Annotated in this window: 24 protein-coding genes; 9 read left to right on the top strand and 15 right to left on the bottom strand. The window is 66.5% G+C overall.

The window, feature by feature from the left end; translation table 11 throughout:
• Positions 1-6: 6 nt before the first annotated feature.
• Genes rseP through pyrH form a run of 6 tightly spaced genes read right to left on the bottom strand, consistent with a single transcriptional unit; the run spans position 7 to position 5,129 of the window.
• Entirely contained in the window at positions 7-1,140 is a 1,134-nt protein-coding gene (rseP, locus tag GQR91_RS11920; protein WP_149681602.1) for an RIP metalloprotease RseP, read from the bottom strand.
• Positions 1,137-2,294 (bottom strand): 1-deoxy-D-xylulose-5-phosphate reductoisomerase, encoded by a 1,158-nt coding sequence (locus tag GQR91_RS11915; RefSeq protein ID WP_149681603.1) that lies wholly within the window; start codon positions 2,292-2,294, stop codon positions 1,137-1,139. Before GQR91_RS11915 ends, rseP begins: the two co-directional genes overlap by 4 nt.
• Positions 2,294-3,061: a phosphatidate cytidylyltransferase gene (locus GQR91_RS11910; protein WP_149681974.1), complete on the bottom strand. Its 768-nt coding sequence runs from the start codon at positions 3,059-3,061 to the stop codon at positions 2,294-2,296. The genes GQR91_RS11915 and GQR91_RS11910 overlap by 1 nt, the downstream gene beginning before the upstream one ends.
• 26 nt (positions 3,062-3,087) lie before the next feature.
• The gene (locus GQR91_RS11905; protein ID WP_260173133.1) at positions 3,088-3,816 is read right to left on the bottom strand and encodes an isoprenyl transferase; all 729 of its coding nucleotides are present in this window, start codon (positions 3,814-3,816) and stop codon (positions 3,088-3,090) included.
• 29 nt (positions 3,817-3,845) lie between these two features.
• Positions 3,846-4,403: a ribosome recycling factor gene (frr, locus tag GQR91_RS11900; RefSeq protein WP_112382407.1), complete on the bottom strand. Its 558-nt coding sequence runs from the start codon at positions 4,401-4,403 to the stop codon at positions 3,846-3,848.
• A gap of 3 nt (positions 4,404-4,406) precedes the next feature.
• Entirely contained in the window at positions 4,407-5,129 is a 723-nt protein-coding gene (pyrH, locus tag GQR91_RS11895) for a UMP kinase (RefSeq protein WP_174236598.1), read from the bottom strand.
• Positions 5,130-5,364: 235 nt separating this feature from the next.
• Here pyrH and GQR91_RS11890 point away from each other — a divergent pair, with 235 nt between their 5' ends.
• The 3 genes from GQR91_RS11890 to GQR91_RS11880 all read left to right on the top strand — a co-directional run bounded on the left by GQR91_RS11890 (position 5,365) and on the right by GQR91_RS11880 (position 7,848).
• Entirely contained in the window at positions 5,365-5,922 is a 558-nt protein-coding gene (locus tag GQR91_RS11890; RefSeq protein ID WP_149681605.1) for a TadE/TadG family type IV pilus assembly protein, read from the top strand.
• Positions 5,923-5,930: 8 nt separating this feature from the next.
• Positions 5,931-6,452, top strand: a complete 522-nt coding sequence (locus GQR91_RS11885; RefSeq protein ID WP_149681606.1) for a TadE/TadG family type IV pilus assembly protein — start codon at positions 5,931-5,933, stop codon at positions 6,450-6,452.
• Positions 6,453-6,516: 64 nt separating this feature from the next.
• Positions 6,517-7,848 (top strand): vWA domain-containing protein, encoded by a 1,332-nt coding sequence (locus tag GQR91_RS11880; RefSeq protein ID WP_160146743.1) that lies wholly within the window; start codon positions 6,517-6,519, stop codon positions 7,846-7,848.
• Between the two features lie 50 nt (positions 7,849-7,898).
• Here the strand turns inward: GQR91_RS11880 and GQR91_RS11875 are convergent, their stop codons facing one another.
• A complete protein-coding gene (locus tag GQR91_RS11875) occupies positions 7,899-10,481 on the bottom strand; it encodes a M1 family metallopeptidase (RefSeq protein ID WP_149681608.1) in 2,583 nt (860 codons plus the stop codon).
• A gap of 321 nt (positions 10,482-10,802) precedes the next feature.
• On the opposite strand from GQR91_RS11875, the gene GQR91_RS11870 reads away from it, so the two are divergent.
• The gene (locus GQR91_RS11870) at positions 10,803-11,762 is read left to right on the top strand and encodes an NAD(P)H-dependent flavin oxidoreductase (RefSeq protein ID WP_112382413.1); all 960 of its coding nucleotides are present in this window, start codon (positions 10,803-10,805) and stop codon (positions 11,760-11,762) included.
• Between the two features lie 24 nt (positions 11,763-11,786).
• Here the strand turns inward: GQR91_RS11870 and GQR91_RS11865 are convergent, their stop codons facing one another.
• The 3 genes from GQR91_RS11865 to GQR91_RS11855 all read right to left on the bottom strand — a co-directional run bounded on the left by GQR91_RS11865 (position 11,787) and on the right by GQR91_RS11855 (position 13,756).
• A complete protein-coding gene (locus GQR91_RS11865; RefSeq protein ID WP_235903905.1) occupies positions 11,787-12,881 on the bottom strand; it encodes a zinc-dependent alcohol dehydrogenase in 1,095 nt (364 codons plus the stop codon).
• Positions 12,882-13,000: 119 nt separating this feature from the next.
• On the bottom strand, positions 13,001-13,453 hold the full coding sequence (locus tag GQR91_RS11860; RefSeq protein ID WP_149681609.1) for a DUF1465 family protein: 453 nt from the start codon (positions 13,451-13,453) through the stop codon (positions 13,001-13,003).
• A 105-nt stretch (positions 13,454-13,558) separates the two neighbouring features.
• On the bottom strand, positions 13,559-13,756 hold the full coding sequence (locus GQR91_RS11855; RefSeq protein WP_112382650.1) for a YdcH family protein: 198 nt from the start codon (positions 13,754-13,756) through the stop codon (positions 13,559-13,561).
• 186 nt (positions 13,757-13,942) lie between these two features.
• Between GQR91_RS11855 and GQR91_RS11850 the strand changes: the two genes are divergently transcribed.
• Positions 13,943-14,098 carry a YdcH family protein gene (locus GQR91_RS11850; RefSeq protein WP_112382651.1) on the top strand — a complete coding sequence of 52 codons (156 nt, stop codon included), beginning with the start codon at positions 13,943-13,945 and terminating at the stop codon, positions 14,096-14,098.
• 92 nt (positions 14,099-14,190) lie between these two features.
• Here GQR91_RS11850 and GQR91_RS11845 read toward each other — a convergent pair whose 3' ends face one another.
• From GQR91_RS11845 to GQR91_RS11830, 5 genes are all read right to left on the bottom strand, one after another.
• Entirely contained in the window at positions 14,191-14,568 is a 378-nt protein-coding gene (locus GQR91_RS11845) for a PilZ domain-containing protein (RefSeq protein ID WP_112382415.1), read from the bottom strand.
• A gap of 123 nt (positions 14,569-14,691) precedes the next feature.
• Positions 14,692-15,153, bottom strand: a complete 462-nt coding sequence (gene dksA / locus GQR91_RS11840) for an RNA polymerase-binding protein DksA (protein ID WP_112382416.1) — start codon at positions 15,151-15,153, stop codon at positions 14,692-14,694.
• Between the two features lie 561 nt (positions 15,154-15,714).
• Positions 15,715-16,188 carry a hypothetical protein gene (locus tag GQR91_RS11835; protein ID WP_175580844.1) on the bottom strand — a complete coding sequence of 158 codons (474 nt, stop codon included), beginning with the start codon at positions 16,186-16,188 and terminating at the stop codon, positions 15,715-15,717.
• 84 nt (positions 16,189-16,272) lie between these two features.
• Positions 16,273-16,608 (bottom strand): hypothetical protein, encoded by a 336-nt coding sequence (locus tag GQR91_RS19140; RefSeq protein WP_170295643.1) that lies wholly within the window; start codon positions 16,606-16,608, stop codon positions 16,273-16,275.
• A 71-nt stretch (positions 16,609-16,679) separates the two neighbouring features.
• A complete protein-coding gene (locus GQR91_RS11830; RefSeq protein WP_112382417.1) occupies positions 16,680-17,195 on the bottom strand; it encodes a host attachment family protein in 516 nt (171 codons plus the stop codon).
• 112 nt (positions 17,196-17,307) lie between these two features.
• On the opposite strand from GQR91_RS11830, the gene serS reads away from it, so the two are divergent.
• Genes serS through tyrS form a run of 4 tightly spaced genes read left to right on the top strand, consistent with a single transcriptional unit; the run spans position 17,308 to position 21,741 of the window.
• Positions 17,308-18,585 (top strand): serine--tRNA ligase, encoded by a 1,278-nt coding sequence (serS, locus tag GQR91_RS11825; RefSeq protein ID WP_149681610.1) that lies wholly within the window; start codon positions 17,308-17,310, stop codon positions 18,583-18,585.
• A 3-nt stretch (positions 18,586-18,588) separates the two neighbouring features.
• The gene (surE, locus tag GQR91_RS11820) at positions 18,589-19,353 is read left to right on the top strand and encodes a 5'/3'-nucleotidase SurE (RefSeq protein ID WP_149681611.1); all 765 of its coding nucleotides are present in this window, start codon (positions 18,589-18,591) and stop codon (positions 19,351-19,353) included.
• Positions 19,354-19,369: 16 nt separating this feature from the next.
• Positions 19,370-20,458: a M23 family metallopeptidase gene (locus GQR91_RS11815; RefSeq protein ID WP_235903906.1), complete on the top strand. Its 1,089-nt coding sequence runs from the start codon at positions 19,370-19,372 to the stop codon at positions 20,456-20,458.
• 56 nt (positions 20,459-20,514) lie between these two features.
• A complete protein-coding gene (tyrS, locus tag GQR91_RS11810) occupies positions 20,515-21,741 on the top strand; it encodes a tyrosine--tRNA ligase (protein WP_149681612.1) in 1,227 nt (408 codons plus the stop codon).
• Positions 21,742-21,814 lie beyond the last annotated feature (73 nt).

Genomic DNA, 21,814 nt, shown 5'->3' with positions numbered 1-21,814 from the left:
GCTTGCTCACCCGATCAAGCCGGCGAGATTCTGCCACAGGCCCAGATTACCCAGATCGTTGAACGTCACGAACAGCATCAGCGCCAGGATCGCCAGCATTCCGCCACGAAATGCCCATTCCTGCGCATCGGGGCCGAGCGGTCGCCGCCGCACCGCCTCGATCGCGTAGAACAGCAGATGACCGCCATCGAGCATCGGCACTGGCAGCAAATTGATGAACCCCAGATTGATGGACACCAGCGCGATCAGGAACACGAAGGCGTCGAGCCCGAGCGCCATTTGCTCGCCGGAAACCTTGGCGATCGACAACGGCCCGCCCAACTCCTTGACCGAGCGGCGGCCGGTAATGACCTGGCCCAGCGTTTCCACCATCATCGATACGATCTGCCCGGTGCGCTGCACCGCCACGACGGGCGCGCGCAACAAACCGACCGGCTGTATCTCCGGCTTCGGGCCGAGCAAGCCGAGGCGACCGATGCGATACTCGTTGCCGAAGCGATCGCGTTGCAGATCGGTGGCGATCACCGCCTCCACCGAGGTCGGCTGGCCGTCGCGGACGAGATCGACGCGCACCCGCTCACCGGCCCGAATCTGGATGAAGCGCACCATGTCGGCAAAATCGTCGATCGGCCGACCATCGAGTGCGGTGACCCGGTCGCCTGTGCGAAGCCCCGCCGCGGCCGCGGCGCTGTTCGGGGCGACGGCCCCTGCCACCGGCGGCATCACCGCCTCGCCATAAGCCAGCGCGAAACCCGCCAGGATCAGGATCGCCGCGGCAAAGTTGATCGCCGGGCCTGCCGCGACGATGATCGCGCGCTGCCATACGGGCTTGGCTTGAAAGGTGCGCTGCCGCTCCTCGGCCGGCATCGACAGCCATTCGGCACTGGGCTGGCTGGCCGGGTTCATGTCGCCCGAAAACTTGACGTAACCACCCAGCGGCAGCCAGCCGATCTTCCAGCGGGTGCCGCGCTTGTCGGTGAAACCCGCCACCTCGCGACCGAAGCCGATGGAGAAGGCGTCCGCCTTCACCCCGAACCAGCGGCCGGCAAGGTAATGACCCATTTCGTGAACGAACACGAGCGGGCCGATGACGAGCACGAAGGCGAGAATGGTCAACAGGAAACCGGGAGTCTCGATCAAACGACGCAATCCTCTACGCGTTCGCCCGCCAATACCCTCGCATGCGCATCGATTGCGAGTACCGCATCAAGCGTATCCGGCGGGGCCGGGTCGTAACGCTCCAGTATATCCTCGACGATTGCGGCAATTTCGAGGAAGCCGATGCGACGGGCCAGGAAGGCCGCGACCGCAATTTCGTTCGCGGCGTTCAGGATTGCCGGCCGGGCACCACCCGCGATCAGCGCCTCGCGCGCCAGCCGCAACGCAGGGAAGCGCACCGGATCGGGCGCCGCGAAATCGAGCCGGCCGAGGGCGACCAGATCGAGCGGGGCCATCGGCGTCGCCATCCGGTCCGGCCAGGCCAGACAATGCGCGATCGGCACCCGCATGTCCGACGGACCCAACTGCGCCAGCATCGATCCATCGATATAATCGACCGCAGAGTGGATGACCGATTGCGGATGGACGACGATCTCGATCCGCTCCTCGGGCACGGGGAACAGGCGCGCCGCCTCGATCAGCTCCAGCCCCTTGTTCATCATCGTCGCCGAATCGATCGAGATCTTGGCGCCCATCGACCAGTTGGGGTGTGCGACCGCCTGTTCGGGCGTCATGCGCGCCATCTCTTCACGCGTCTTGTCGCGGAACGGGCCGCCGCTCGCCGTCAATATGATCCGCCGGACGCGCTCGGGCCGCGCGAAATCGAAGCATTGATAGATGGCATTATGCTCGCTGTCCGCCGGCAGCAGCGTCGCACCGCTGCGCGCCGCCGCGGCCAGGATCAGCTCGCCCGCGGATACCAGCGGCTCCTTGTTGGCCAGCACCACCGTGCCGCCCCGCTCGATCGCTGCCATTGCGGGCTTCATCCCCGCACAGCCGACGATAGCGCCCATCGTCCAGTCCGCGCCCAGAGCCGCTGCCTCGCACACCGCCTGCGCCCCCCCAGCCACCTGCGTCGCGGTACCAGCCAATGCGTCGCGCAGTGCCAGCACGCAGCTTTCGTCCGCGACCACCGCCAGTTCCGCGTTGGTGCGCCGCGCGGCGGCCGCGAGCTTCACGACATCGCAATTGGCGGTCAGCGCCCGCACGCGAAACTTGTCCGGCTCTCGTTCGATCAGGTCGAGCGTCGAGGTACCGACCGACCCGGTCGCGCCAAGGATGGTGACGGTGCGCATCAGATCAGCCGCGGTGCGATCACGAGAAGCGCCGCGATCGGCGCCACCGGTACGACGCCGTCCAGCCGGTCCAGCACCCCGCCATGACCGGGCAGGACATTGCCTGAATCCTTCACGCCGGCGCGCCGCTTGAGCGCGCTTTCAAACAGGTCGCCACCTTGTGCCAGCACCGCCAGGAACGGCGTGGCGATGGTCAGGCGCAGCGGCAGGTCGAAGAAGGCCTCCATCACGGCCGCCAGCAGGGTCGCAAGAACAACGCCGCCGAGAAGACCGGACCAGGTCTTTGCAGGGCTGATCGACGGGGCGAGCTTGGGACCGCCAAAGGTGCGGCCGGTAAAGAAGGCGCCGCTATCGCATGCCCAGACCAGCGCCATCGCCCATAGCGCCAGCACAAGCCCATTGGGCTGTTCGCGGATCAGTAGCAGCGAAAAGACTGGCAGGCCGACATAAAGAACGCCCGCGCCCAGCGCCGGGCGCCGCGAGACGATGGTGACGAAGAAGAACGCGCCGGCAATCAGGCCGAGCGCAAAGAAGCCCGGACCAGCCGCAAGTTCCGGCGCCATGATCGCCAGCGGCACGGACAGCGCAAACTGCGCCATGCGCTTTGCCTTGGCATCGGCCTGATGCAGGTCCGACCATTCCGCCATCATGAACAAGGCGACGACAACGGCGAGCAGCCAGAAGAGCAGCCCACCCGCAACCAGGCACAGGCTGGCGACCGCGATCATGACGAGGCTCGCCAGGATGCGCTTGGTCATGTTCGACATGCCGGACGGCATCGGCGCGGGGTCGGTCACAAGCCTCCGAAACGTCGCTGGCGGCGGCCAAACGCTGCCACCGCCTCACCAAGCGCCGCCTCGTCGAAATCGGGCCACAGCGTGTCGACGAACAGCAATTCGGCATAGGCCGCCTGCCACAGCAGGAAGTTGGACAGCCGCTGCTCGCCCGAGGTGCGGATCACCAGATCGAGGGGCGGGAGACCGTGGGTGTCCAGTTCGGCCTCGATCGCCTCCGCCGTGATCGCCTCCGGCGCGATCTCGCCGGCCGCGGCGCGCGCCGCCAGCCGCTGTGCGGCCGCCACCAGTTCAGCCTGCGCGCCGTAGTTGAGCGCGATCACCAGGGTCGGACCGGTATTGGATGCGGTGCGCGCGACCGCATCGTCGATCAGCGCGACGAGATCCGCGGAGAAACGGCGATAGTCGCCGATGATGCGCAGCCGCACATTGTCCGCCACCAGTTCGGCCAGATCGTTGCGAATGAACAGGCGGAGCAGACCCATCAGGTCGCTCACCTCCGCCTCCGGCCGCCGCCAGTTCTCCGACGAGAAGGCATAAAGCGTCAGCGCCTCGATCCCCAGCGCGCGCGCGGCCCGGGTGATGCGGCGTACCGTGTCCACCCCGGCCTTGTGCCCGGCGAAGCGCGGCAACAGCCGACGCTTCGCCCAGCGGCCGTTGCCGTCCATGATGATGGCGACGTGCCGCGGCACCGCGCCCGTATCAGGCACGGCGGCAAGCGATCCCAGGGCGACCTGCGCCGAGGCGGCCGGCGGGCTCACTTGCCCAGGATTTCCTTTTCCTTGGCAGCCGCCGCCGCATCGACATCGGCGATCGTCGCGTCGGTCAGCTTCTGCACCTCGGTTTCGTGGCGCTTGCGATCATCCTCGCCAAACACCCCCTTCTTTTCGTCGGTCTTCAGGCTGTCCATACCGTCGCGACGCACGTTGCGGACCGCGATGCGCGCCTTTTCGGCATATTGCCCGGCGAGCTTTGCGAGCTCCTTGCGGCGCTCCTCGGTCAGGTCGGGAATCGGCAGGCGCAGGGTCTGGCCGTCGTTGATCGGGTTGAGGCCGAGGCCGGCCGAGCGGATCGCCTTTTCGACGGGACCGACATTGGACTTGTCCCATACCTGTACCGACAGCATGCGCGGCTCCGGCGCGGAGACGGTCGCCACCTGGTTCAACGGCATGTGGCTGCCATAGACCTCGACGGTAACCGGATCGAGCAGCGCGGTGGAGGCGCGGCCCGTACGCAGGCCACCCAGATCATGCTTCAACGACTCGACCGCACCGGCCATGCGGCGTTCGAGATCGGATTTAACGTAGGCGGGCATCGATTACTCCTGGTTCTGCACGATCGTCGAGACGCCGTCACCGGCGAGCACGGCACCAAAGTTGCCATGTTCACGAATGTTGAAGACGACGATCGGGATATTGTTGTCGCGGCACAGCGCGATGGCAGAGGCATCCATGACCTTCAGGTCGTCGGACAATACCCGCGAATAGCTGACGGTTTCATAGCGCGTGGCCGTCGGCACCTTTTTGGGATCGGCATCGTACACACCGTCGACGCTGGTGCCCTTGAACAGCGCGTCACACTTCATCTCGGCCGCGCGCAGCGCCGCACCGGAATCGGTGGTGAAGAAGGGCGAGCCGACACCGGCGGCAAAGATCACCACCCGGCCCTTTTCCAGGTGTCGCTCGGCACGGCGACGGATAAAGGGTTCGCACACGCTGGACATCGGGATCGCCGACTGGACGCGGGTGTCGACGCCGATCTGTTCCAAGGCGTTCTGCACGGCCAGCGCGTTCATCACCGTGGCCAGCATGCCCATATAATCGGCCGTTGCCCGCTCGATCCCCTTGGCCGCAGCCGAGAGGCCACGGAAGATGTTGCCGCCGCCGACCACCACGCACAGTTCATAGCCCTGGTTGCGCACATCGGCGATCTCACCGGCGACGCGCGCGGTGATGACGGGGTCGATGGCAAGACCGCCCTCGCCCATCAGGACCTCACCCGAGAGTTTCAACAGGATGCGTTTGAAGCGTGGCGCGGTCATCAGATCTCGGAAGCTGGTTGGGGGGAGCGGCGCGGACCTTAGGCGCGGCGGCGCGCCGGGGCAACCTCGGCGACGTGCAGGATCGATGGTGATTTCATGCAGGTCGCGACGGCATGAGAGAGCAACGCCGACAAAGATTATCCATCGATATCAAACACGTCGCAAAGCTGTACCATTTTGGACGACGTTTCACAGATAAGCTATTTTTTACATTCTATTGCTAACGATTGCGGCCATGATCATGCGCTGCGCCAGCATTGTTCCAGAGCCGTTATCGACATCCCGGCCGCTTTGGCGGTCGACGCGGGGTGTCGTGCTGGTCGAGTTCGCGATGATCGCGCTTCCGTTTTTCGCCGTTCTGCTCGCCGCTTTGATGACCAGCCTCGTCTTCTTTGCCCAGCAGACGCTGGAAAGCGTCACCGCCCGCTCGGGCCGGCTGTTGCTGACCGGGAGCGACAAGGCGGCGGTTGCCAGCAAGGCCGCGTTCAAGACGCGTATCTGCAACGATCTTCCCTCCTATCTGCGCTGCGAGAATCTGTTGCTGACGGCGGCGAAGCCGGACACCTTTACCGCTGCGGATTTCACGCAACCCACGATCCGGTTCGACGCAAGGGGGAAGCCGATCGACGATCTGCCCTTCACCATCGGTGAGCCCGGCAAGATCACGGTCCTGCGGGTCCTTTACGTGTGGGATCTGCCGACGGTATCGCTGGGCTACGACATTTCCAATCTGCCGGGCGGGCGTCGGTTGCTGGTCGGCACGGCGATCGCACGCGCGGAATTGTATAAGTGAGGCGGCTGATGACGCTGGGTCGGGATCGCCGCGGCGTTGCCCTGATCGAGTTCGCCTTTACCTTCCCCATCCTGCTGCTGCTGTTCCTGGGCGGCTATCAACTGGCCGATGCGGTGGCGTGCCAGCGCAAGGTCGGGCTGGCGGATCGCACCATCGTCGATCTGGCGAGCACACCCAAGACGCTGACCAAGGCCGATCTGCAAACCATCCTGGAATCCTCGACCGCGATGCTGGCACCCTATTCGCGCGGCGGTGCCACGGTTCGGGTGCTGCAGATCGTCTTCGATGCCGCAGGTACGCCGTCCATCGACTGGAGCCGCGCGATCAATACCACGCCGCGCACCGCTATTTCCACGGATGATATACCGGCCCGCCTGCGGGTGGCGAATACCGCGCTGATCATGGGCGAGGTCACCTACGCCTATGATCCGGGCGTGGCCTATCGTTCGGTCGGCAAGCTGAACTTCTCCGACCGCTTTTTCATGAATCCCCGCAACTCCAACATGGTCGTTTGCAATGACTGTCGCTGACCTGATCGCCGCCGCATCCCGGGGGGTTCGCCGGCTGCACGAGGATCGCCGGGGCAATGTGTTGATGCTGACCGCGTTCGCGCTGCTGCCCATCACCTTCGCCACCGGGATGGGCATCGATTACAGTCGCGCCAAGCGAACCGAAAGCAAGCTGGACGCGGTCGCCGATGCCGCCAGCCTCGCCGCGGTGACCCAGGTGACGATGGAGAAGCCCGTCGGTGCGGCCTGCGCCGCAGCGCGCAGCACGTTCGTTTCCCAGACGGGAGGGCTGGACGGTCTGTCACTTGACGTCAGCCAGCCCAGCGGCCTGACGATCGTCATTACCGACACCTATGCCTCCGGCACGGCGGCACCCTACATCTGCCCGACGAACCCCAACGCGAACGCTACCGGCGAGCGGCCGCTGACCCGCAAGGCGGTCGTCACCTATGGCGGCACATCGGCCAACAGCTTTGCCGGCGTGCTGGGCGTCGCGACACTTGCCGTGGCCGGCACCAGCACGTCGCAGACGATCAAGGCGCCGTATATGGACGTCTATCTGGCGCTCGACACCTCACAGTCGATGGGGCTGGCGGCATCCGACGAGGATGCCAAGAAGCTGTGGACGCTCACCTACGATCTGAACAGCGAAGACAAGAAGTACAAACGCGGGTGTCAATTCGGCTGCCACGTACAAGGCAAACTGGCGAATGGTTCATGGGAGAAATACTCCAATGAAGCGATCGCCAACAAATACGGCATCAAGCTGCGGGTGGATATCGAACGCATTGCCGCGCTGGACATGATCAATACGGCACTGAATAGTCAGAACAAGAACCGTTTCTACCGGTTCGGGGTGTATGAGTTCGGTACCGAGATGCGGAAGGTACAGTCGCTGACCGACGATCTGAGCAGCGTGGAGAACACCGTGTCCAAACTGACGCTTGGCCCCAATGACGGAAATATCGGCTATGGCGACACCAATCTGGCCGCGGTGATGAACGGCATGGCCGCCCAAATTCCGGCGAGCGGCGATGGCACCACGCAAGCCGATGCCCGCAAATTCCTGTTCATCGTCACCGACGGCGTGCAAGACCTCTGCGGCAGCAGCCATTGCATGGCGTTGATGGACCCGGCCAAATGCGAAACGCTGAAGCGGGACAAGAAAGTCACGATCGGAATCGTCTATACGACCTACCTGCCGGTCAAGAAATTCCCAGCCGACGAGAAAAGCACCGAACTTGCTTTTGAATATAATTGGTTGATCGCCCCCCTGCCGCCATCGAAGATCCGCCCGAGGCTGGAGGAATGCGCGTCGCCGGGGTGGCTGCTGGAGGCAGCGGACGGCGACGGCATCCATGCCGCGATGTTGAAGCTGTTTACACAGGCGACGCAGGCGCCGACGATCATTCACTAATAGACCAAGCCCTCGTGCCACCCAGGGTCGGGCGGCACGAGGTGCGGAGGTTACTTGCCCAGCCAGCGGGTGACGGCAGGTTGCAACTGCGTGGCCGTGCCCTTGCGGACGCCGATCTGCGAGATGGCGCGGGTGGCGCCGCCACGCGAGCCGGCGGGCAGATACTGGTCGGCGAAGGCCGTGATCTTGCCCGGCATGGCGGGATCGCTGGAGCCTGCGCCCAGCCCGACGATGAAGCCCGAACGCGTGCTTTCCTCCAGGAAGCTGTCGACCAGCGTACGATTGGCCACCGCCCAGTCGAAGGCGAGATCGGGGTGGGTGCCGGCGATCGAGCGGAGCAGTGCGGCGCGCTGCGGGGGCGTGAAGGTGTCGGTCTTCAACAACTCCAGCGCGCGCGCCGCGATGGCCGGATCGTCGGCATAGCCGAGCAGCGTGACGTAGCGGTTCTTGGCGACCGGGCTGCGCTCCGCCTTGGTCAAGGCCAGCAACTGGTCCCACTCCGCCGCGGTGGCATTGCTGGCATAGGTGGCCAAGATCGGCGCGCGGATGGCGGCGGGGATCGCGCCCGGATCGGTGCGGAGCGCGGCGACATAGGTGCGGGCGCGGGCCGCGACATCGGCATCGCCGTCACCACCCAGCTGGCCGATCAACTGTTCGCGCAGGTTGCTGATCAGCGCCGACTCGCCCGGCTTCGCATCAAGCCCGATCCGGGCGAGTACCGGCTTCAGCACGGCGGCGCTGCGCTGGCGGAGCGACGCCTCAAGCGGCGTGCCGCGATACAGCCGCTCCAGCGTGCCGAGCTTGCCCGCCACGGTGCCCCATTCCAGCGGATCGGCATTCGCCCCGACCTGCGCCATCACCGCGAACCAGCGCGACAGATCCTGATAGCCGCCCGCCGCCAGCGCGAAGTCGTCGCCCAGCGTGCCGAGCCGGTCGTCCAGCGCCATCTTGTTGAAATCACGCACGATCGCGGCATGACCCGCCTCGTCGTACATGACACGGGTGTAGCTGCCCTTGCCATGGTTCAGCACCAAGGTGCCGCATCCGGGCACCTTGACCGGGGTCGCGGTGGCACCGAAGACGGTGGCGCGCGCCTCGCCGCCGTCGATCGTGGCCAAGCGGATCGGCACATGCCAGGTCTGCGGCGTCTTCGATGCGGCATCCAGGCCGAAGCGCCCTTGCGTCAGCGTCGCAACGGTCGCCCCGCCCTCGCAGCGCGTGCCGGTCAGCGTGACCAGCGGCACGCCGCCCTGCAACGTGAAGTCCTTGGCGATGGTCGCGATCGGCTGGCCCGAGGCGGCCGACAGCTCAGCCCAGAGCTGGTCGGTGACGGTGTTGCCGTACTTGTACTTGGCCATGTAGCGGCGGATGCCTTCACGGAACGGCGCTTCGCCCAGCGTCGCCTCCAGCATGCCGATGACCGACTGGCCCTTCAGATAGGTGATGCTGTCGAATGCCTCGCCGATCTGGTCCACCGTCTCCACCTTGCGGATGATCGGATGGGTGGCGGAGGTCGCATCGATCGCCATCGCGCTTTCGCGGGCGCCGACCACCTCGGCCTCGCGCGCCTTCCATGCGGGGTTCAGATCGGCGGACGCCTTGTTCTCCATCCAGGAGGCAAAGCCCTCGTTCAGCCACAGATCGTCCCACCACGCCATGGTGACGAGGTCGCCGAACCACTGGTGCGCCATCTCATGCGCGACAACGGTGTGGATGCGCTGGCGATTGCTTTCCGTCGCGATCTTGGGATCGAACAGCAGTTCGGATTCGAAATAGAAGATCGCGCCCCAGTTTTCCATCGCGCCGAAGAACTGGCTGGAGCCGGGGCCGGCGATCATGTCCATCTTGGGCAGCGGGTAGCGCTGGCCGAAATAGTTGTTGAAGTATGGCAGCAGCTTCGACGCCGCGCCAAGCGCATAATCGCCCTGATCGACCACGCCCTTGCGGCTGATGATGCCGATTTCCACGCCGTCCGCGCGCGCCGTCTTGCGTTCGACATCGCCCATGCCGAGGAAGAGCAGATAGCTCGACATCACCGGCGTTTCGCCGAACTTGTAGAGCTTGCTGCCGTCCGCTGCCTGCGTGATCGTCGCGGGCATGTTGGAATAGGCGGTCTGGCCGGCCGGCGCAGTGGAGGACAGGCGGAACTTCGCCTTGAACGCGGGCTCGTCCCACATCGGCGCGAAGCGGCGGGCATCGGGTGCCTCGAACTGGGTTGCCAGCATCCGGGCCTGGCTGCCATCGGTGTTGGTATAGTCGATCGCGAACAGGCCGGAGGCGGCGCGATTGATCGTGCCGGTCCAGGCGAAACCGACCGTATGGCGCCCGGCCTTTACCGCCTGCGGCAGGGTCAGCGTGAGCGTCTGCGCTTCGTTGTCGAGCGCGTAGCGGATCGGCCTTCCGTCCAGCGTCGCGCGGGTGATCGCCAGATCGGCGGCGTTGAGGACGATGGTGCGCGTCGGGGTCTTCACGTCGACCGTTACCGTCTCCTCGCCGGAGAAGGTCAGCTTCTGCGCGTCGGGGCGCACCGTGATGTCGTACAGCACCGGCACGACGGTGCGCGGCAACTGCCCGGCGGCAAGCGCGGGCGCAGAGACGGTAAAGGACAGAAGCGCGGCAACGGCGAGTTTCATGAACGGGACCCTGTGATATGCTGTTACATCGGCGGTGTACGCTGTTGCGCGAACAAGACAACATGAGGGTTGCGCGCGATGGGGCGATTCGCGGGTAACGCGGCGTCCCGCGACGCAATTTGTGCCCGTCGGGCTGGAAGTGGACACTACACCCCCCTGTCCGTGTCCACTTACCTTTTCTGCAATCGTCCCGCCGCGCAAAGGACCGGTAGGACGAGGACGACAGCATGGCGGCAGGCCTAGCGGAAAGCGACGCTGTAGGACAGCGGCGCCCTCCTGCCGCATACTGGACATGCTTGCCGTTTACGTTATCGTAAAGCGATGACCCTGCCCGCCCTGTTTGACCGCCTGCGCCTGCCCGTGATCGGGTCGCCGCTGTTCATCATCTCCGGTCCCGAACTGGTGATCGCACAGTGCAAGGCGGGGATCGTCGGATCGTTTCCCGCGCTCAACGCACGACCGGCGGCGATGCTCGACGAATGGCTGCACCGGATCACCGAGGAACTGGCCGCGCATAATCGCGACCATCCGGACCGGCCGGCCGCACCCTTTGCCGTCAACCAGATCGTCCACCGGTCGAACGACCGGCTGGAGGCGGATCTGGCGACCTGTGCCAAATGGCAGGTCCCGATCGTCATCACCTCGCTCGGCGCGCGCGAGGACCTGAACCAGGCGGTGCATGGCTGGGGCGGGATCACGCTGCACGACGTGATCGACGACCGCTTCGCCCGCAAGGCGGTGGAAAAGGGTGCGGACGGCCTGATCGCGGTCGCGGCGGGCGCGGGCGGCCATGCCGGGCGGCTGTCCCCCTTCGCGCTGGTGCAGGAAATCCGGCAATGGTTCGATGGGCCGCTGGCGCTGTCCGGATCGATCGCGACCGGCGGCGCGATCCTGGCGGCGCAGGCGATGGGGGCCGACGTCGCCTATATCGGCTCGCCCTTCATCGCCACGACCGAGGCCAATGCGGTCGACGGCTACAAGCAGGCGATCGTCGAGGGGCGCGCGTCGGACATCGTCTATTCCAACCTGTTCACCGGGGTGCACGGCAATTACCTGCGCGGGTCGATCGCCGCCGCCGGCCTCGACCCCGACGCGCTGCCCGAAGGCGACCTGAAGACGATGGACTTCGGCACCGGCAACGGCGCCAAGGCCAAGGCATGGCGCGACATCTGGGGATCGGGCCAGGGCATCGGCGCGGTGGATGCAGTAGAGCCGGTCGCGGACCGGGTGGCGCGGCTAGAGCGCGAATATCGTGCGGCGCGGGTGCGGATCGGGGGGTAGGGTCCGCCCCCGATCCAGCCTGCATCAGATCTCCAGCGCGACAAAGATCGCCCTGGTCTTCTCCTTGTCCAGCGCGACCTCGAACGCGTCGTTGATCGCATCCAGCGGAAAGCGGTGGGTGATGAGTTCCTGGGTGCGCAGCTTGCCGCGCGCGACCAGATCGAGCACCTCGGCCTGTTCGGGGTAGATGTCGTGGACGGCGAAGCTGGCACTGGGGATCAGTGCGATTTCCGACATCTGGATGCGCTGCCATTCCAGCGCGATCTCGGTCTCGCCCCCGTCGAAGCCGCCGACCAGGACGATCCGGCCGCCGCGTCGCGCCAATTTGGTCGCCAGCGGCAGCGTGGTCGGCATCGACGTGCCGCCGGCGCATTCGAACACCACGTCCGCACCGCGACCTTGCGTAAACGCCATCACCTGTTCGACCGGGTCCTGCTGCTCCGGATCGACCGTCACGTCGGCGCCCAGTTGCCGCGCCACCTCCAGCGAATGCGCCACCGTGTCGATGATCAGCACATCGGCGCCGCTCGCCTTGGCCAGCATTGCCTGCCCCAGCCCGATTGGGCCGGCGCCGATGATGGCGACGCGCGCGTTGATGGTCAGCCCCGACAGATGCTGCGCGTGCAGGCATACCGCATAGGTATCGAGCAGTGCTGCATCGTCGAAGCCGACATGATCGGGCAGTTTGTAGAATTTGTGCTGTGGCCCGACGACGAACTCGGCATAGGCACGCGACACGCTGGCGCGGCGGGTGGGATAAAGGTCGGGGCAACGATTATACTGGCGCACCCGGCACCATTCGCAATGTCCGCAACCCAGCACCGATTCGACCAGCACGCGGTCGCCGATCGCGACATGGGTGACATCCGCCCCGATCTCCACCACCTCGCCCGCCATTTCATGGCCCATGATGCAGCAGCGCAGTTCGGGGTCGGGCTTCTTCCAGTGGCGCAGGTCGGTGCCGCAGATGCCGGCGACGCGCACCCGCGCCTTTACCCAGTCCGCGGCGGGCAGTGCGGGCTCCTCCACCTCCGCGATGCGGAAGCGGCCATCCTCGGTTTTCAGCGCGGCTCTCATGGTGCGGCCGGTGCTGGCCGGGTCCCTGGTCTCTGCCGTCATCGATCGCCCTGTCCCCTGTGGTGGACAGCGGGAGGTGACGCAACTTTCAAGTGATTGAAATAACGTGATTTAACCTCGGGCGGCGGCGGTCGTGCACCGCGAACCGTCTGCCGCAGCCCTTAGAAAGCGGCGACCAGCCGATCGTGCAGCAAGTGCGCCGGATTGGGCATGTCGTCGGCCACGGTCCGGTCCAGCCGGGCGACGCGCCGGTGCAGGTCGATGCTCGTCGCCACCAGTCCGCGCGCGCGCGGCGGCATGGTTGCCAGCATGTCGCCATCGGTGACCGGCGCATCGCCCAGCCGCCGGGTCGGTGCGCAGGCATCGGCGGCGCTCAGCTCGCCCGCGTCCACCGCGCGCTGGGTGAGCAGCCAGGCGATGACATGCATGAGGCGGGTGGTCAGCTTCAGCGCCTCGCAGGAAAAGGCGACCCGCTGGACCGGCGCCAGACCGTCGCGATCGCCGCGCCCGCCCAGATCGAAATAGCTGCGTGCCTCATCGGCCAGCAGCATCGCCTCACTATACAGCCCCTCGGTCAGGCGCCGGCGCAAATCGGGATCGGTCCGTCCATCCATGATGCATGCGGCTCGCACAATCCCGGCACGTCGCACAGAGGCTGCGACGATGCCGTCGTCCCGAAACGGAGCAGGCGGCCCTGCCCCCGTGCTTCCAGAAAGGCGTCAGGCGATGATGTCGGGTATCAGGCGATCCTCGACGGCGGCGATCTCATCGCGCAGGCGCAACTTGCGCTTCTTCAGCCGGGCCATCTGCAACTGGTCGGGCACGGGCACGGCCGCCAGGGCGCCGATCGCGGCGTCCAGATCGCGATGCTCGACCCGCAACACGTCCAGCCGCCCCCGCCATTCCGCATCGTCCATCGCATATCCCCCGGCCATCGCTGCCGCTCCCTTACGATGGGACGGGCGGCGGCGCGAGCGGGCAGATGCGGGTCGTCGCGCCTTTCACCACCATTTGTCGATTTCCGACCAAGGGGTCGGGACATTGCGGTCGATCGGTGCTTTAATCCCTTTCCCCCAACGCGAATGCTCAGGAGGTTTACCGCCATGCAGTCAACGCATCATCAGGCCCTGGAGACGAAGCATGCGACGCTGGATCGTCGCATCCATGCAGAAACGCAGCGCCCGTTACCCGATGCGACCATCCTGGCCGACCTCAAGAAACAGAAGCTGCGACTGAAAGAGGAAATGAGCAGCCTTTAACGGCAGATCGTGGGTCTCGGACGCATCGGCGTCCGGGGCCCTTTTGCTACCCCGCGGTCGCGAGCCATGCCGCTACCCGCCGCCGCCACCCGTCAGGGTTTCGAGGATTTCACCCGGACATTGGGAATCGACCGCGCATAGGTCGGCGTCGTCGTGCCACCGGTCACCGGCTTGCGCGCCAATTGCGGGTCGATGCTGTTGTCGAAGGCGACGCCCACTCGCCCCTGCGTGCACCAGGCGATCTTGCCATGCACCTCGCCGATGCCGCGCAGCACCAGCATGACCGGGGTGCCCGGTTCCAGGATGCGGGGGAATTCGGCCATCAACCCGCCCTCGGACAGATTGCGCACGCGCACTTCATGGCGCTGCCCAGCGACCTCGAACTGCGCCATCAGGAACAGACTGTCGCGTGGCGCACGCCGTTCCGCGTCTGCCACTGCCTGGTTCGTGCTGCGATCGTCGCCGTTCATATATCCATTCCGCGCGGGCCCCTGACTTGAACCGGGGACACTATCGGTTGCCCGCCCCCATCCCAAGGGGATATGACGCAATGGGTAAACGAAACAATAACCCATTGCATCATTCGCGGTCGATCAGTCGTCGCGCGACACCTTCTCGTTACGCTCGTGGCGCTCCTGCGCCTCCACCGTCATCGTGGCGATCGGCCGCGCCTCCAGCCGGCCCAGGCTGATCGGTTCGCCCGACACCTCGCAATAGCCATATTCGCCGTCGTCGATACGGCGCAGCGCCGCATCGATCTTGGCGATCAGCTTGCGCTGCCGGTCGCGGGTGCGCAGCTCGATCGACCAGTCGGTCTCGCTGGAGGCGCGGTCGGTCAGATCCGATTCGCGCAACGAGTCGAGCTGCAGCTGCGACAGCGTGCCCAGCGAATCACGCTGGATCGCTTCCTTCCACTGATTGAGTTTACGGCGGAAATAGTCCTGCTGACGCAGGCTCATGAACGGTTCGTCCGCCGAAGGGCGATAGCCGTCGTCCAGGTCGTTCGCAGCCGCCGGGCTGCTGGAGTCGTCCACGCGATTAAACACCGTCGCCATACCACTCTCCCTCGGGCCCGTCGGCGCTTTTCGCTCCGCGTCCTCAGGGCCGCCCCCCATGGTGTCAGCGCCTATAATCGGAGAAACCGGGCGCGGCAAGCGACTGACGTTTCAGATGCTTACCTATTTGCGCAGCTTTGTTGCGAACATCTGCGCCCTGGTGCAGCGCAGCATTGTCCCATTCGACCTCCGTTGCAGCATTGCTGCACCGGCAAGCGGTAAATTTCCGCACGATCCTGAGCGAAAATCATGGTTTCGCAAGCGCACGCTCCCGCGAGTCCCGTTCTTGCACGACCGCACGCACGGGAGAGGCCTTGCACTTAAGTGTTTCTTGGTTTCTGTCGAAGTATCGGGCGCAGAGCGTCAACAGGGTTGATCCCCGGCCGGCATGGGCGGGCGATGTGAGAGGTAAGCGATGTCGGTCCGGATGGCCTTGGCGAAACTTAGCGCATGTGCGGCGGGCGGTGCCGTGATCGGCGGCGGTGCCGTGCATATCGCGGAAAGCCCGAAGCGGCCGGCGATCACCCAGCAGACCAAGATCAAGAAGGCGCCGCGCCGCCATTATGCCAAGGTCGGCAAGGTCCGCCGCGTGGTGACCAAGACCACGACCACCGCCTGCGCCCCGGCGGTGGTGACCGTATCGACACAGGCGCCGCCGGTGCCGCTGCCGCTGCCCGCCGATCCGGTACTGGCCGGCGGTGGTGGCGGCTTTGCGCCCGCGGTGATCGGCGGCGGCTGGGGCTCGCCCGGTTTCGGCGGCGGCTTTGGCGGCGGCTTCGGTTTCGGGGGTGGCGCCGGCTCCAGCGGCAGCATCGTCATCTCGTCCACCTCTTCGGGCGGATCGACCTCGACCGGCGGATCGTCGACCTCGACGGGCGGGTCGTCCACGGGCGGGTCATCGACCTCCACCGGTGGCTCCTCGACCTCGACGGGCGGGTCTTCGACGTCGACTGGCGGGTCCTCCACCTCGACGGGCGGCTCGTCCACCTCGACCGGAGGATCTTCGACCTCGACGGGTGGGTCCTCGACGTCCACCGGCGGCTCCTCCACCTCCAGCGCGTCGTCGGCGTCCAGCGCCTCCAGCGCGTCGTCCGCCTCTTCGGCGAGCGGGAGCAGCAGCTATGGATCGAGCAGCAAGGGCTGGTCGTCCAATGGCGGATGGTCCTCGAACGGTGGCTGGTCGTCGAACGGATCGAGCGCAAGCGGCTCCAGCGCCAGCGGGTCGTCGGCCAGCGGCGCCTCGGGCAGCACCGGGTCGAGCGCGAGCAGCGCGTCCTCGGCATCGTCGGCCAGTTCGGCCTCGTCCTCGGGCAGCAGCGGATCGAATGGCGGACCGCCGACACCGGTGCCCGCACCGCCGATGATGCTGTTGTTCGGGGCCGCCGCCGCCGCACTGGTCGCCCGCCACCGGTTCGCGAAGCGCACCGCCCAGGCCTGATCCACCAGCTTTGCCAAGGAAAAAGGGGCCCGCCGATCCCCTCGGCGGGCCCCTTCCTGCGTGTGCGGGAGGGGTGTCCCCTCGCGCGTCAGGCGTTCTTCAACGCCGTCTCGATATCGGGCACCGGCATGTTGGTCAGGTCCTTGGCCAGTTCGCCCGTCAGCCGGTTGCTCACCTCCTTGTGGTAATGCTTGCGGAGTTCGCCCAGCGTCTGCGGCGGCGCGACGATGATGAGCGACTCGAACTCATTGGCCAGCGCACGGCGCTTCAGCATGTCGGCGATCTCGACCGCAAAGCGGTCCTCCTCCTGCTGGTGATAGTCGGTCTCGCCGAGCGTCCCGCGCGAGGGGGCGAATTGCGCGCCCTGCCCGCCGCCACCGGCCTGGTTCGATCCGCCCTGCGCAATCGGCGGGGCGCCCTGGCCGCTCTGCGTCGAGCGGGCCGCACCGGCTGCATCGGTCTTCTGGTCGCGGTCGCGCGGGTTGGGATGCTCCTCGGCATGTTCGACCTTGAGGTTCGGGAACTCGGCATCGCCATCGTTGCGGAAGAACAGGCTCTTGCGCCCGTCGGCCACCAGCACGAATGCATTGTGCGGCACCAGCATCGCGTATCTCCTTGCAGTGTCGGTTCTATTCGGGACAACGCGCGTGCCGCCGCCGTGGTTGCGCCGGCGGCCGGCTTGCAAGCCCGCGTTCACCCCGCCATAGCCACGGCCCATGCACGACATCCGCCTGATCCGCGACGATCCCGCCGCCTTCGATGCCGCCCTGACCAAGCGTGGCGGCGAACCGCAGTCGGCCGCCCTGCTCGCGCTGGACGAGCGTCGCCGTACCACGATCGCGGCCGCACAGGATGCACAGACCCGCCGCAACGACTTGTCCAAGCAGATCGGGCAGGCCAAGGCGGCAAAGGACGAAGCCCGCGCACAAAGCCTGATGACCGAGGTCGCCGACCTGAAGGCAAAGCTGCCCGAGCTGGAAGAACAGGAACGCGCGATCGGCGCGGAGCTGGACGCGGCGCTTGCCGCCATTCCCAACCTGCCCGCCGCCGATGTTCCGCCGGGCGCGGATGAAGCCGACAACGCCCTGATCCACACACGCGGCCAGCGCCCCGAATTCGCCTTCCCGCCCGCCGAGCATGACGCGATCGGCCCGGCGCTGGGACTGGATTTCGAAACCGGCGTCGCGCTGTCGGGCGCACGCTTCACGCTGCTCCGCGGGGACGCGGCGCGGCTGTCGCGGGCGCTGGGGCAGTTCATGCTCGACCGGCTGACGCAGGAGCATGGCTTCGAGCTCGTCCAGCCGCCCCTCATGGTGCGTGACGAGGCGGCGTTCGGCACCGGGCAATTGCCCAAATTCGCCGAGGACCTGTTCCGCACCACCGATGGTCGCTGGCTGATCCCCACGGCCGAAGTTTCGCTGACCAACATCGTGCGCGAAGCGATCCTGGCGGAGGAGGAACTGCCGCTGCGCTTCACCGCGCTCACCCCCTGTTTCCGGTCGGAAGCGGGCGCGGCGGGCCGTGACACGCGCGGACTGATCCGCCAGCACCAGTTCGACAAGGTCGAGATGGTGTCGATCGTCCATCCCGACCGGTCGGACGAAGAACATGAGCGGATGACGGCCTGTGCCGAGGGGGTGCTCGACGCGCTCGGCCTCGCCTATCGCCGGATGCTGCTGTGCACGGGCGACATGGGCTTCTCCGCCGCGCGCACCTATGACCTAGAGGTGTGGTTGCCCGGACAGGACCGGTATCGCGAGATTTCCAGCTGCTCGACCTGCACCGATTTCCAGGCGCGCCGGATGAACGCGCGCTTCCGCCCCGCCGAGGGCAAGGGCAACCGGTTCGTCCACACGCTGAACGGCTCTGGGCTGGCCGTCGGCCGCACGCTCGTCGCGGTGATCGAGAATTATCAGCAACAGGACGGATCGGTGGCGGTGCCGGCGGTGCTGCAACCCTATCTGGGCGGCGCCACGGTGCTGGGCGCACGCTGAGCCATGCGCATCCTCCTCACCAATGACGATGGCTATCATGCCCCCGGCCTGAAGGTTCTGGAGGAGATCGCCGCGCGGTTTTCCGACGATGTCTGGGTGGTGGCACCGGCGGAGGAACAGTCGGGGACGAGCCGGTCGCTGACCCTGACCCGGCCGCTGCGCGTCCGCCGCTTCGGCGAGCGGCGTTTCGCGGTGGCGGGCACGCCCACCGATGCGGTGATGATGGCGCTTGGCGAGATCATGGCGGACGGCAAGCCCGACCTGATCCTGTCCGGCGTCAACCGCGGCGCCAATCTGGGCGAGGACGTGTTCTATTCGGGCACGGTGTCCGCCGCGATGGAGGGCGCACTCGCGGGCATCCGCTCGGTCGCGCTCAGCCAGCGTTACGCACAGCACGGGATGGGCGACGCGGTCAGCTTCGATACCGCGCGCGCCTGGGGCGAGCGGGCGTTGCGCCCGCTGCTGGGTCTCGACTTTGCGCCGCGCACGCTGATGAACGTCAACTTCCCGCCGGTGGCGCCGGATGCGGTGCAAGGCATCCGCGTCGCGCGGCAGGGCATTCGCGATTATGGCCGGGTGCGGATGGACAAGCGCACCGATCCGCGCGGCTATGACTATTATTGGCTGGCGCTCGGTCGCATGCCGCACGCACCGGCGCACGATACCGATCTGGATGCGGTACATGACGGCCATATCGCGGTCACCCCGCTGCATCTGGACCTGACGCACGGCGCCTCGCTCGCCATGCTGAACGCGGCCTATAGCTGAAGCGGAGGGTGGCGGCATGCGGAAGCTGGCGATGATGCTGGGCGCGACGATGCTGGCGGGGTGCATCCCCAGCCTGGACGATGCCACCCCCACTGCGCCGCCGCCGCCACCCCCGCGCGCAGAGGAACGACCCGCCCCGCCGGCGATGCAGGGCGACCTGTCGCCGCCGGCCAGCGACGCGGTATCCACGCTGCCGGCACCGCGCCCGTCCTGGGAAACACGGCCCGTCACGCCCGACGCACGCGAAATCCCCGCCTCCACCTATGTCGTGCAGCTAGGCGACAGCCTGCGCCGGGTGGCGGATCGCACCGGTTCGGGGTCGGAGGCGATCGCGCGGGCCAACGGCCTTCAGCCCCCCTTCGTCATCCGGGTGGGGCAGCGGCTCTCGATCCCTGCCGGGCGCTATCACCTGGTCCGATCCGGCGAGACGGGGATCGCGATCGCGCGCGCCTACGGCGTCGAATGGTCGCGGATCGTCGACGCCAATGCGCTGGAGGAGCCCTATGTGCTGCGCGCCGGCCAGCGCGTCATCATTCCCGGCCCGGCGAGCGGCGAGCACACGCCCTCGCTGGCCGATCGCGCCGCGGCGTTCAGCCTGGACGTGGACGACATCCTGACCGGCGGCGAGCCCGCGCTGGCTAGCAACCAGGCCCCCGCCAGGCCCGCCGCGACGCCGAAGCGCGTGCTGCCCCCGACCGCAGTCGTCGCCGCGCCGGCACGCCTGCGCTCCGGCTTCGTCTGGCCGGTCGACGGCCGCGTCGTGCGCCGCTTCGGTCCCGGTGCCAGCGGCGAGCGCAACGACGGCATCAAGATCGCGGTGCCGCTGGCCACGCCGGTCAAGGCCGCGGCAGACGGCGTGGTCGCCTATGTCGGCGACGGTATCGCCGCGCTGGGCGGGCTGGTGATCGTCAAGCATGGCGACAACTGGACCAGCGTCTATGGCCATGCCTCCAAGCTGCTCGTCCAGCGCGGGCAGAGCGTGAAGCGCGGGCAGACGATCGCGCTGTCGGGCGATACCGGCTTTGCCGACCGGCCGGAGGTGCATTTCGAATTGCGTCGCGGCCGTACCCCGGTCGATCCGCAAAGCCAGTTGCCGCGAAAGTAAGGCCACCCAACTGAAGGGTGACGGCGGCTGCGCGCATGTGTAACGACACACCCGCTATGACCTACCAGTCCGACCTGCTTCGCACGCTGTCTGCCCGCGGCTATATCCACCAGATGACCGATGCCGCGGCATTGGACACGCTGGCCGCCCGGGAGATCGTGCCCGGCTATATCGGCTTCGACCCGACCGCGCCGTCGCTGCACGTCGGCAGCCTGGTGCAGATCATGCTGCTGCGCCGCCTGCAACAGACGGGGCACAAGCCGATCGTGCTGATGGGCGGCGGCACCGGCAAGATCGGCGATCCCAGCTTCAAGGACGAGGCCCGCAAGCTGCTGGCCGAGGATGGCATCCAGGCCAATGTCGCCTCGATCAAGCGCATCTTCGAACGTTTCCTGACCTTTGGCGACGGGCCGACCGATGCGGTGATGGTCGACAATGCCGAATGGCTCGACCGGCTGGAATATATCCCCTTCCTGCGCGAGGTGGGGCAGCATTTCTCGGTCAACCGGATGCTCAGCTTCGACTCGGTGAAGCTGCGGCTGGACCGCGAACAGTCGCTCAGCTTCCTCGAATTCAACTACATGATCCTGCAGGCTTATGACTTCCGCGAACTGGCGCTGCGCCGCGGCTGCCGGCTCCAGATGGGCGGCAGCGACCAGTGGGGCAACATCGTCAACGGCATCGAACTGGCGCGCCGGATGGACGGCACCGACGTGTTCGGCGTGACCACTCCGCTCATCACCACCGCAGACGGCGGCAAGATGGGCAAGACGATGGCCGGTGCGGTCTGGCTGCACGAGGACCAGTTGCCGCATTTCGATTACTGGCAGTTCTGGCGCAACACCGACGACCGCGATGTCGGCCGCTTCCTGCGCCTGTTCACCGACGTGACCGAGGACGAGATCGCCCGGCTGGAAGCGCTGGAAGGCGCGGAAATCAACGAGGCCAAGAAGATCCTCGCCAACGCCGCGACCGCGATGTGCCGCGGCGCTGCGGCGGCGGAAGAGGCGGCCGAAACCGCGCGCCGGACCTTCGAGGAGGGGTCGGCCGGCGGCGCGCTGCCGACGCTGGCGGTCGCAGGCGGCAGTATCGGCATCGTCGATGCGCTGGTCGGCCTGGGGTTCGCCAAGTCGAAGGGCGAGGCCCGTCGTCTGATCGCGGGCGGCGGCGCGCGCGTCGAGGGCGAGAAGATCGACAGCGACACCGCGATCATCGCGGTCGATGCAGAAACCGTGCGGATTTCCGCCGGCAAGAAGCACCATGGGTTGCTGGCAAGGGAATGACCTTGCTGCGATGCAGCATAATATCTTGATCTACATCATACTGATTTGCCAAATAAAATTCTGATCTGGATCC

This window comes from Sphingomonas carotinifaciens, from assembly GCF_009789535.1.
Lineage (GTDB): Bacteria > Pseudomonadota > Alphaproteobacteria > Sphingomonadales > Sphingomonadaceae > Sphingomonas > Sphingomonas carotinifaciens.
Note: the sequence above shows the minus strand (reverse complement) of the source record. Positions and strands in the feature narration are given on the sequence as shown.

Bases quoted from the DNA above. Each gene is read 5' to 3' on its own strand.
- GQR91_RS11885 (WP_149681606.1), top strand. From the start codon at position 5,931: ATGACGCTGGGTCGGGATCGCCGCGGCGTTGCCCTGATCGAGTTCGCC.
- GQR91_RS11870 (WP_112382413.1), top strand. From the start codon at position 10,803: ATGACCCTGCCCGCCCTGTTTGACCGCCTGCGCCTGCCCGTGATCGGG.
- dksA (WP_112382416.1), bottom strand. From the start codon at position 15,153: ATGGCGACGGTGTTTAATCGCGTGGACGACTCCAGCAGCCCGGCGGCT.
- GQR91_RS11850 (WP_112382651.1), top strand. From the start codon at position 13,943: ATGCAGTCAACGCATCATCAGGCCCTGGAGACGAAGCATGCGACGCTG.
- GQR91_RS11875 (WP_149681608.1), bottom strand. From the start codon at position 10,481: ATGAAACTCGCCGTTGCCGCGCTTCTGTCCTTTACCGTCTCTGCGCCC.
- pyrH (WP_174236598.1), bottom strand. From the start codon at position 5,129: ATGACCGCGCCACGCTTCAAACGCATCCTGTTGAAACTCTCGGGTGAG.
- GQR91_RS11845 (WP_112382415.1), bottom strand. From the start codon at position 14,568: ATGAACGGCGACGATCGCAGCACGAACCAGGCAGTGGCAGACGCGGAA.
- serS (WP_149681610.1), top strand. From the start codon at position 17,308: ATGCACGACATCCGCCTGATCCGCGACGATCCCGCCGCCTTCGATGCC.
- frr (WP_112382407.1), bottom strand. From the start codon at position 4,403: ATGCCCGCCTACGTTAAATCCGATCTCGAACGCCGCATGGCCGGTGCG.
- GQR91_RS11830 (WP_112382417.1), bottom strand. From the start codon at position 17,195: ATGCTGGTGCCGCACAATGCATTCGTGCTGGTGGCCGACGGGCGCAAG.
- GQR91_RS11855 (WP_112382650.1), bottom strand. From the start codon at position 13,756: ATGGACGATGCGGAATGGCGGGGGCGGCTGGACGTGTTGCGGGTCGAG.
- GQR91_RS11815 (WP_235903906.1), top strand. From the start codon at position 19,370: ATGCGGAAGCTGGCGATGATGCTGGGCGCGACGATGCTGGCGGGGTGC.
- GQR91_RS11860 (WP_149681609.1), bottom strand. From the start codon at position 13,453: ATGGATGGACGGACCGATCCCGATTTGCGCCGGCGCCTGACCGAGGGG.
- GQR91_RS11915 (WP_149681603.1), bottom strand. From the start codon at position 2,294: ATGCGCACCGTCACCATCCTTGGCGCGACCGGGTCGGTCGGTACCTCG.
- GQR91_RS11865 (WP_235903905.1), bottom strand. From the start codon at position 12,881: ATGACGGCAGAGACCAGGGACCCGGCCAGCACCGGCCGCACCATGAGA.
- GQR91_RS11880 (WP_160146743.1), top strand. From the start codon at position 6,517: ATGCTGACCGCGTTCGCGCTGCTGCCCATCACCTTCGCCACCGGGATG.
- surE (WP_149681611.1), top strand. From the start codon at position 18,589: ATGCGCATCCTCCTCACCAATGACGATGGCTATCATGCCCCCGGCCTG.
- GQR91_RS11910 (WP_149681974.1), bottom strand. From the start codon at position 3,061: ATGTCGAACATGACCAAGCGCATCCTGGCGAGCCTCGTCATGATCGCG.
- GQR91_RS11890 (WP_149681605.1), top strand. From the start codon at position 5,365: ATGATCATGCGCTGCGCCAGCATTGTTCCAGAGCCGTTATCGACATCC.
- tyrS (WP_149681612.1), top strand. From the start codon at position 20,515: ATGACCTACCAGTCCGACCTGCTTCGCACGCTGTCTGCCCGCGGCTAT.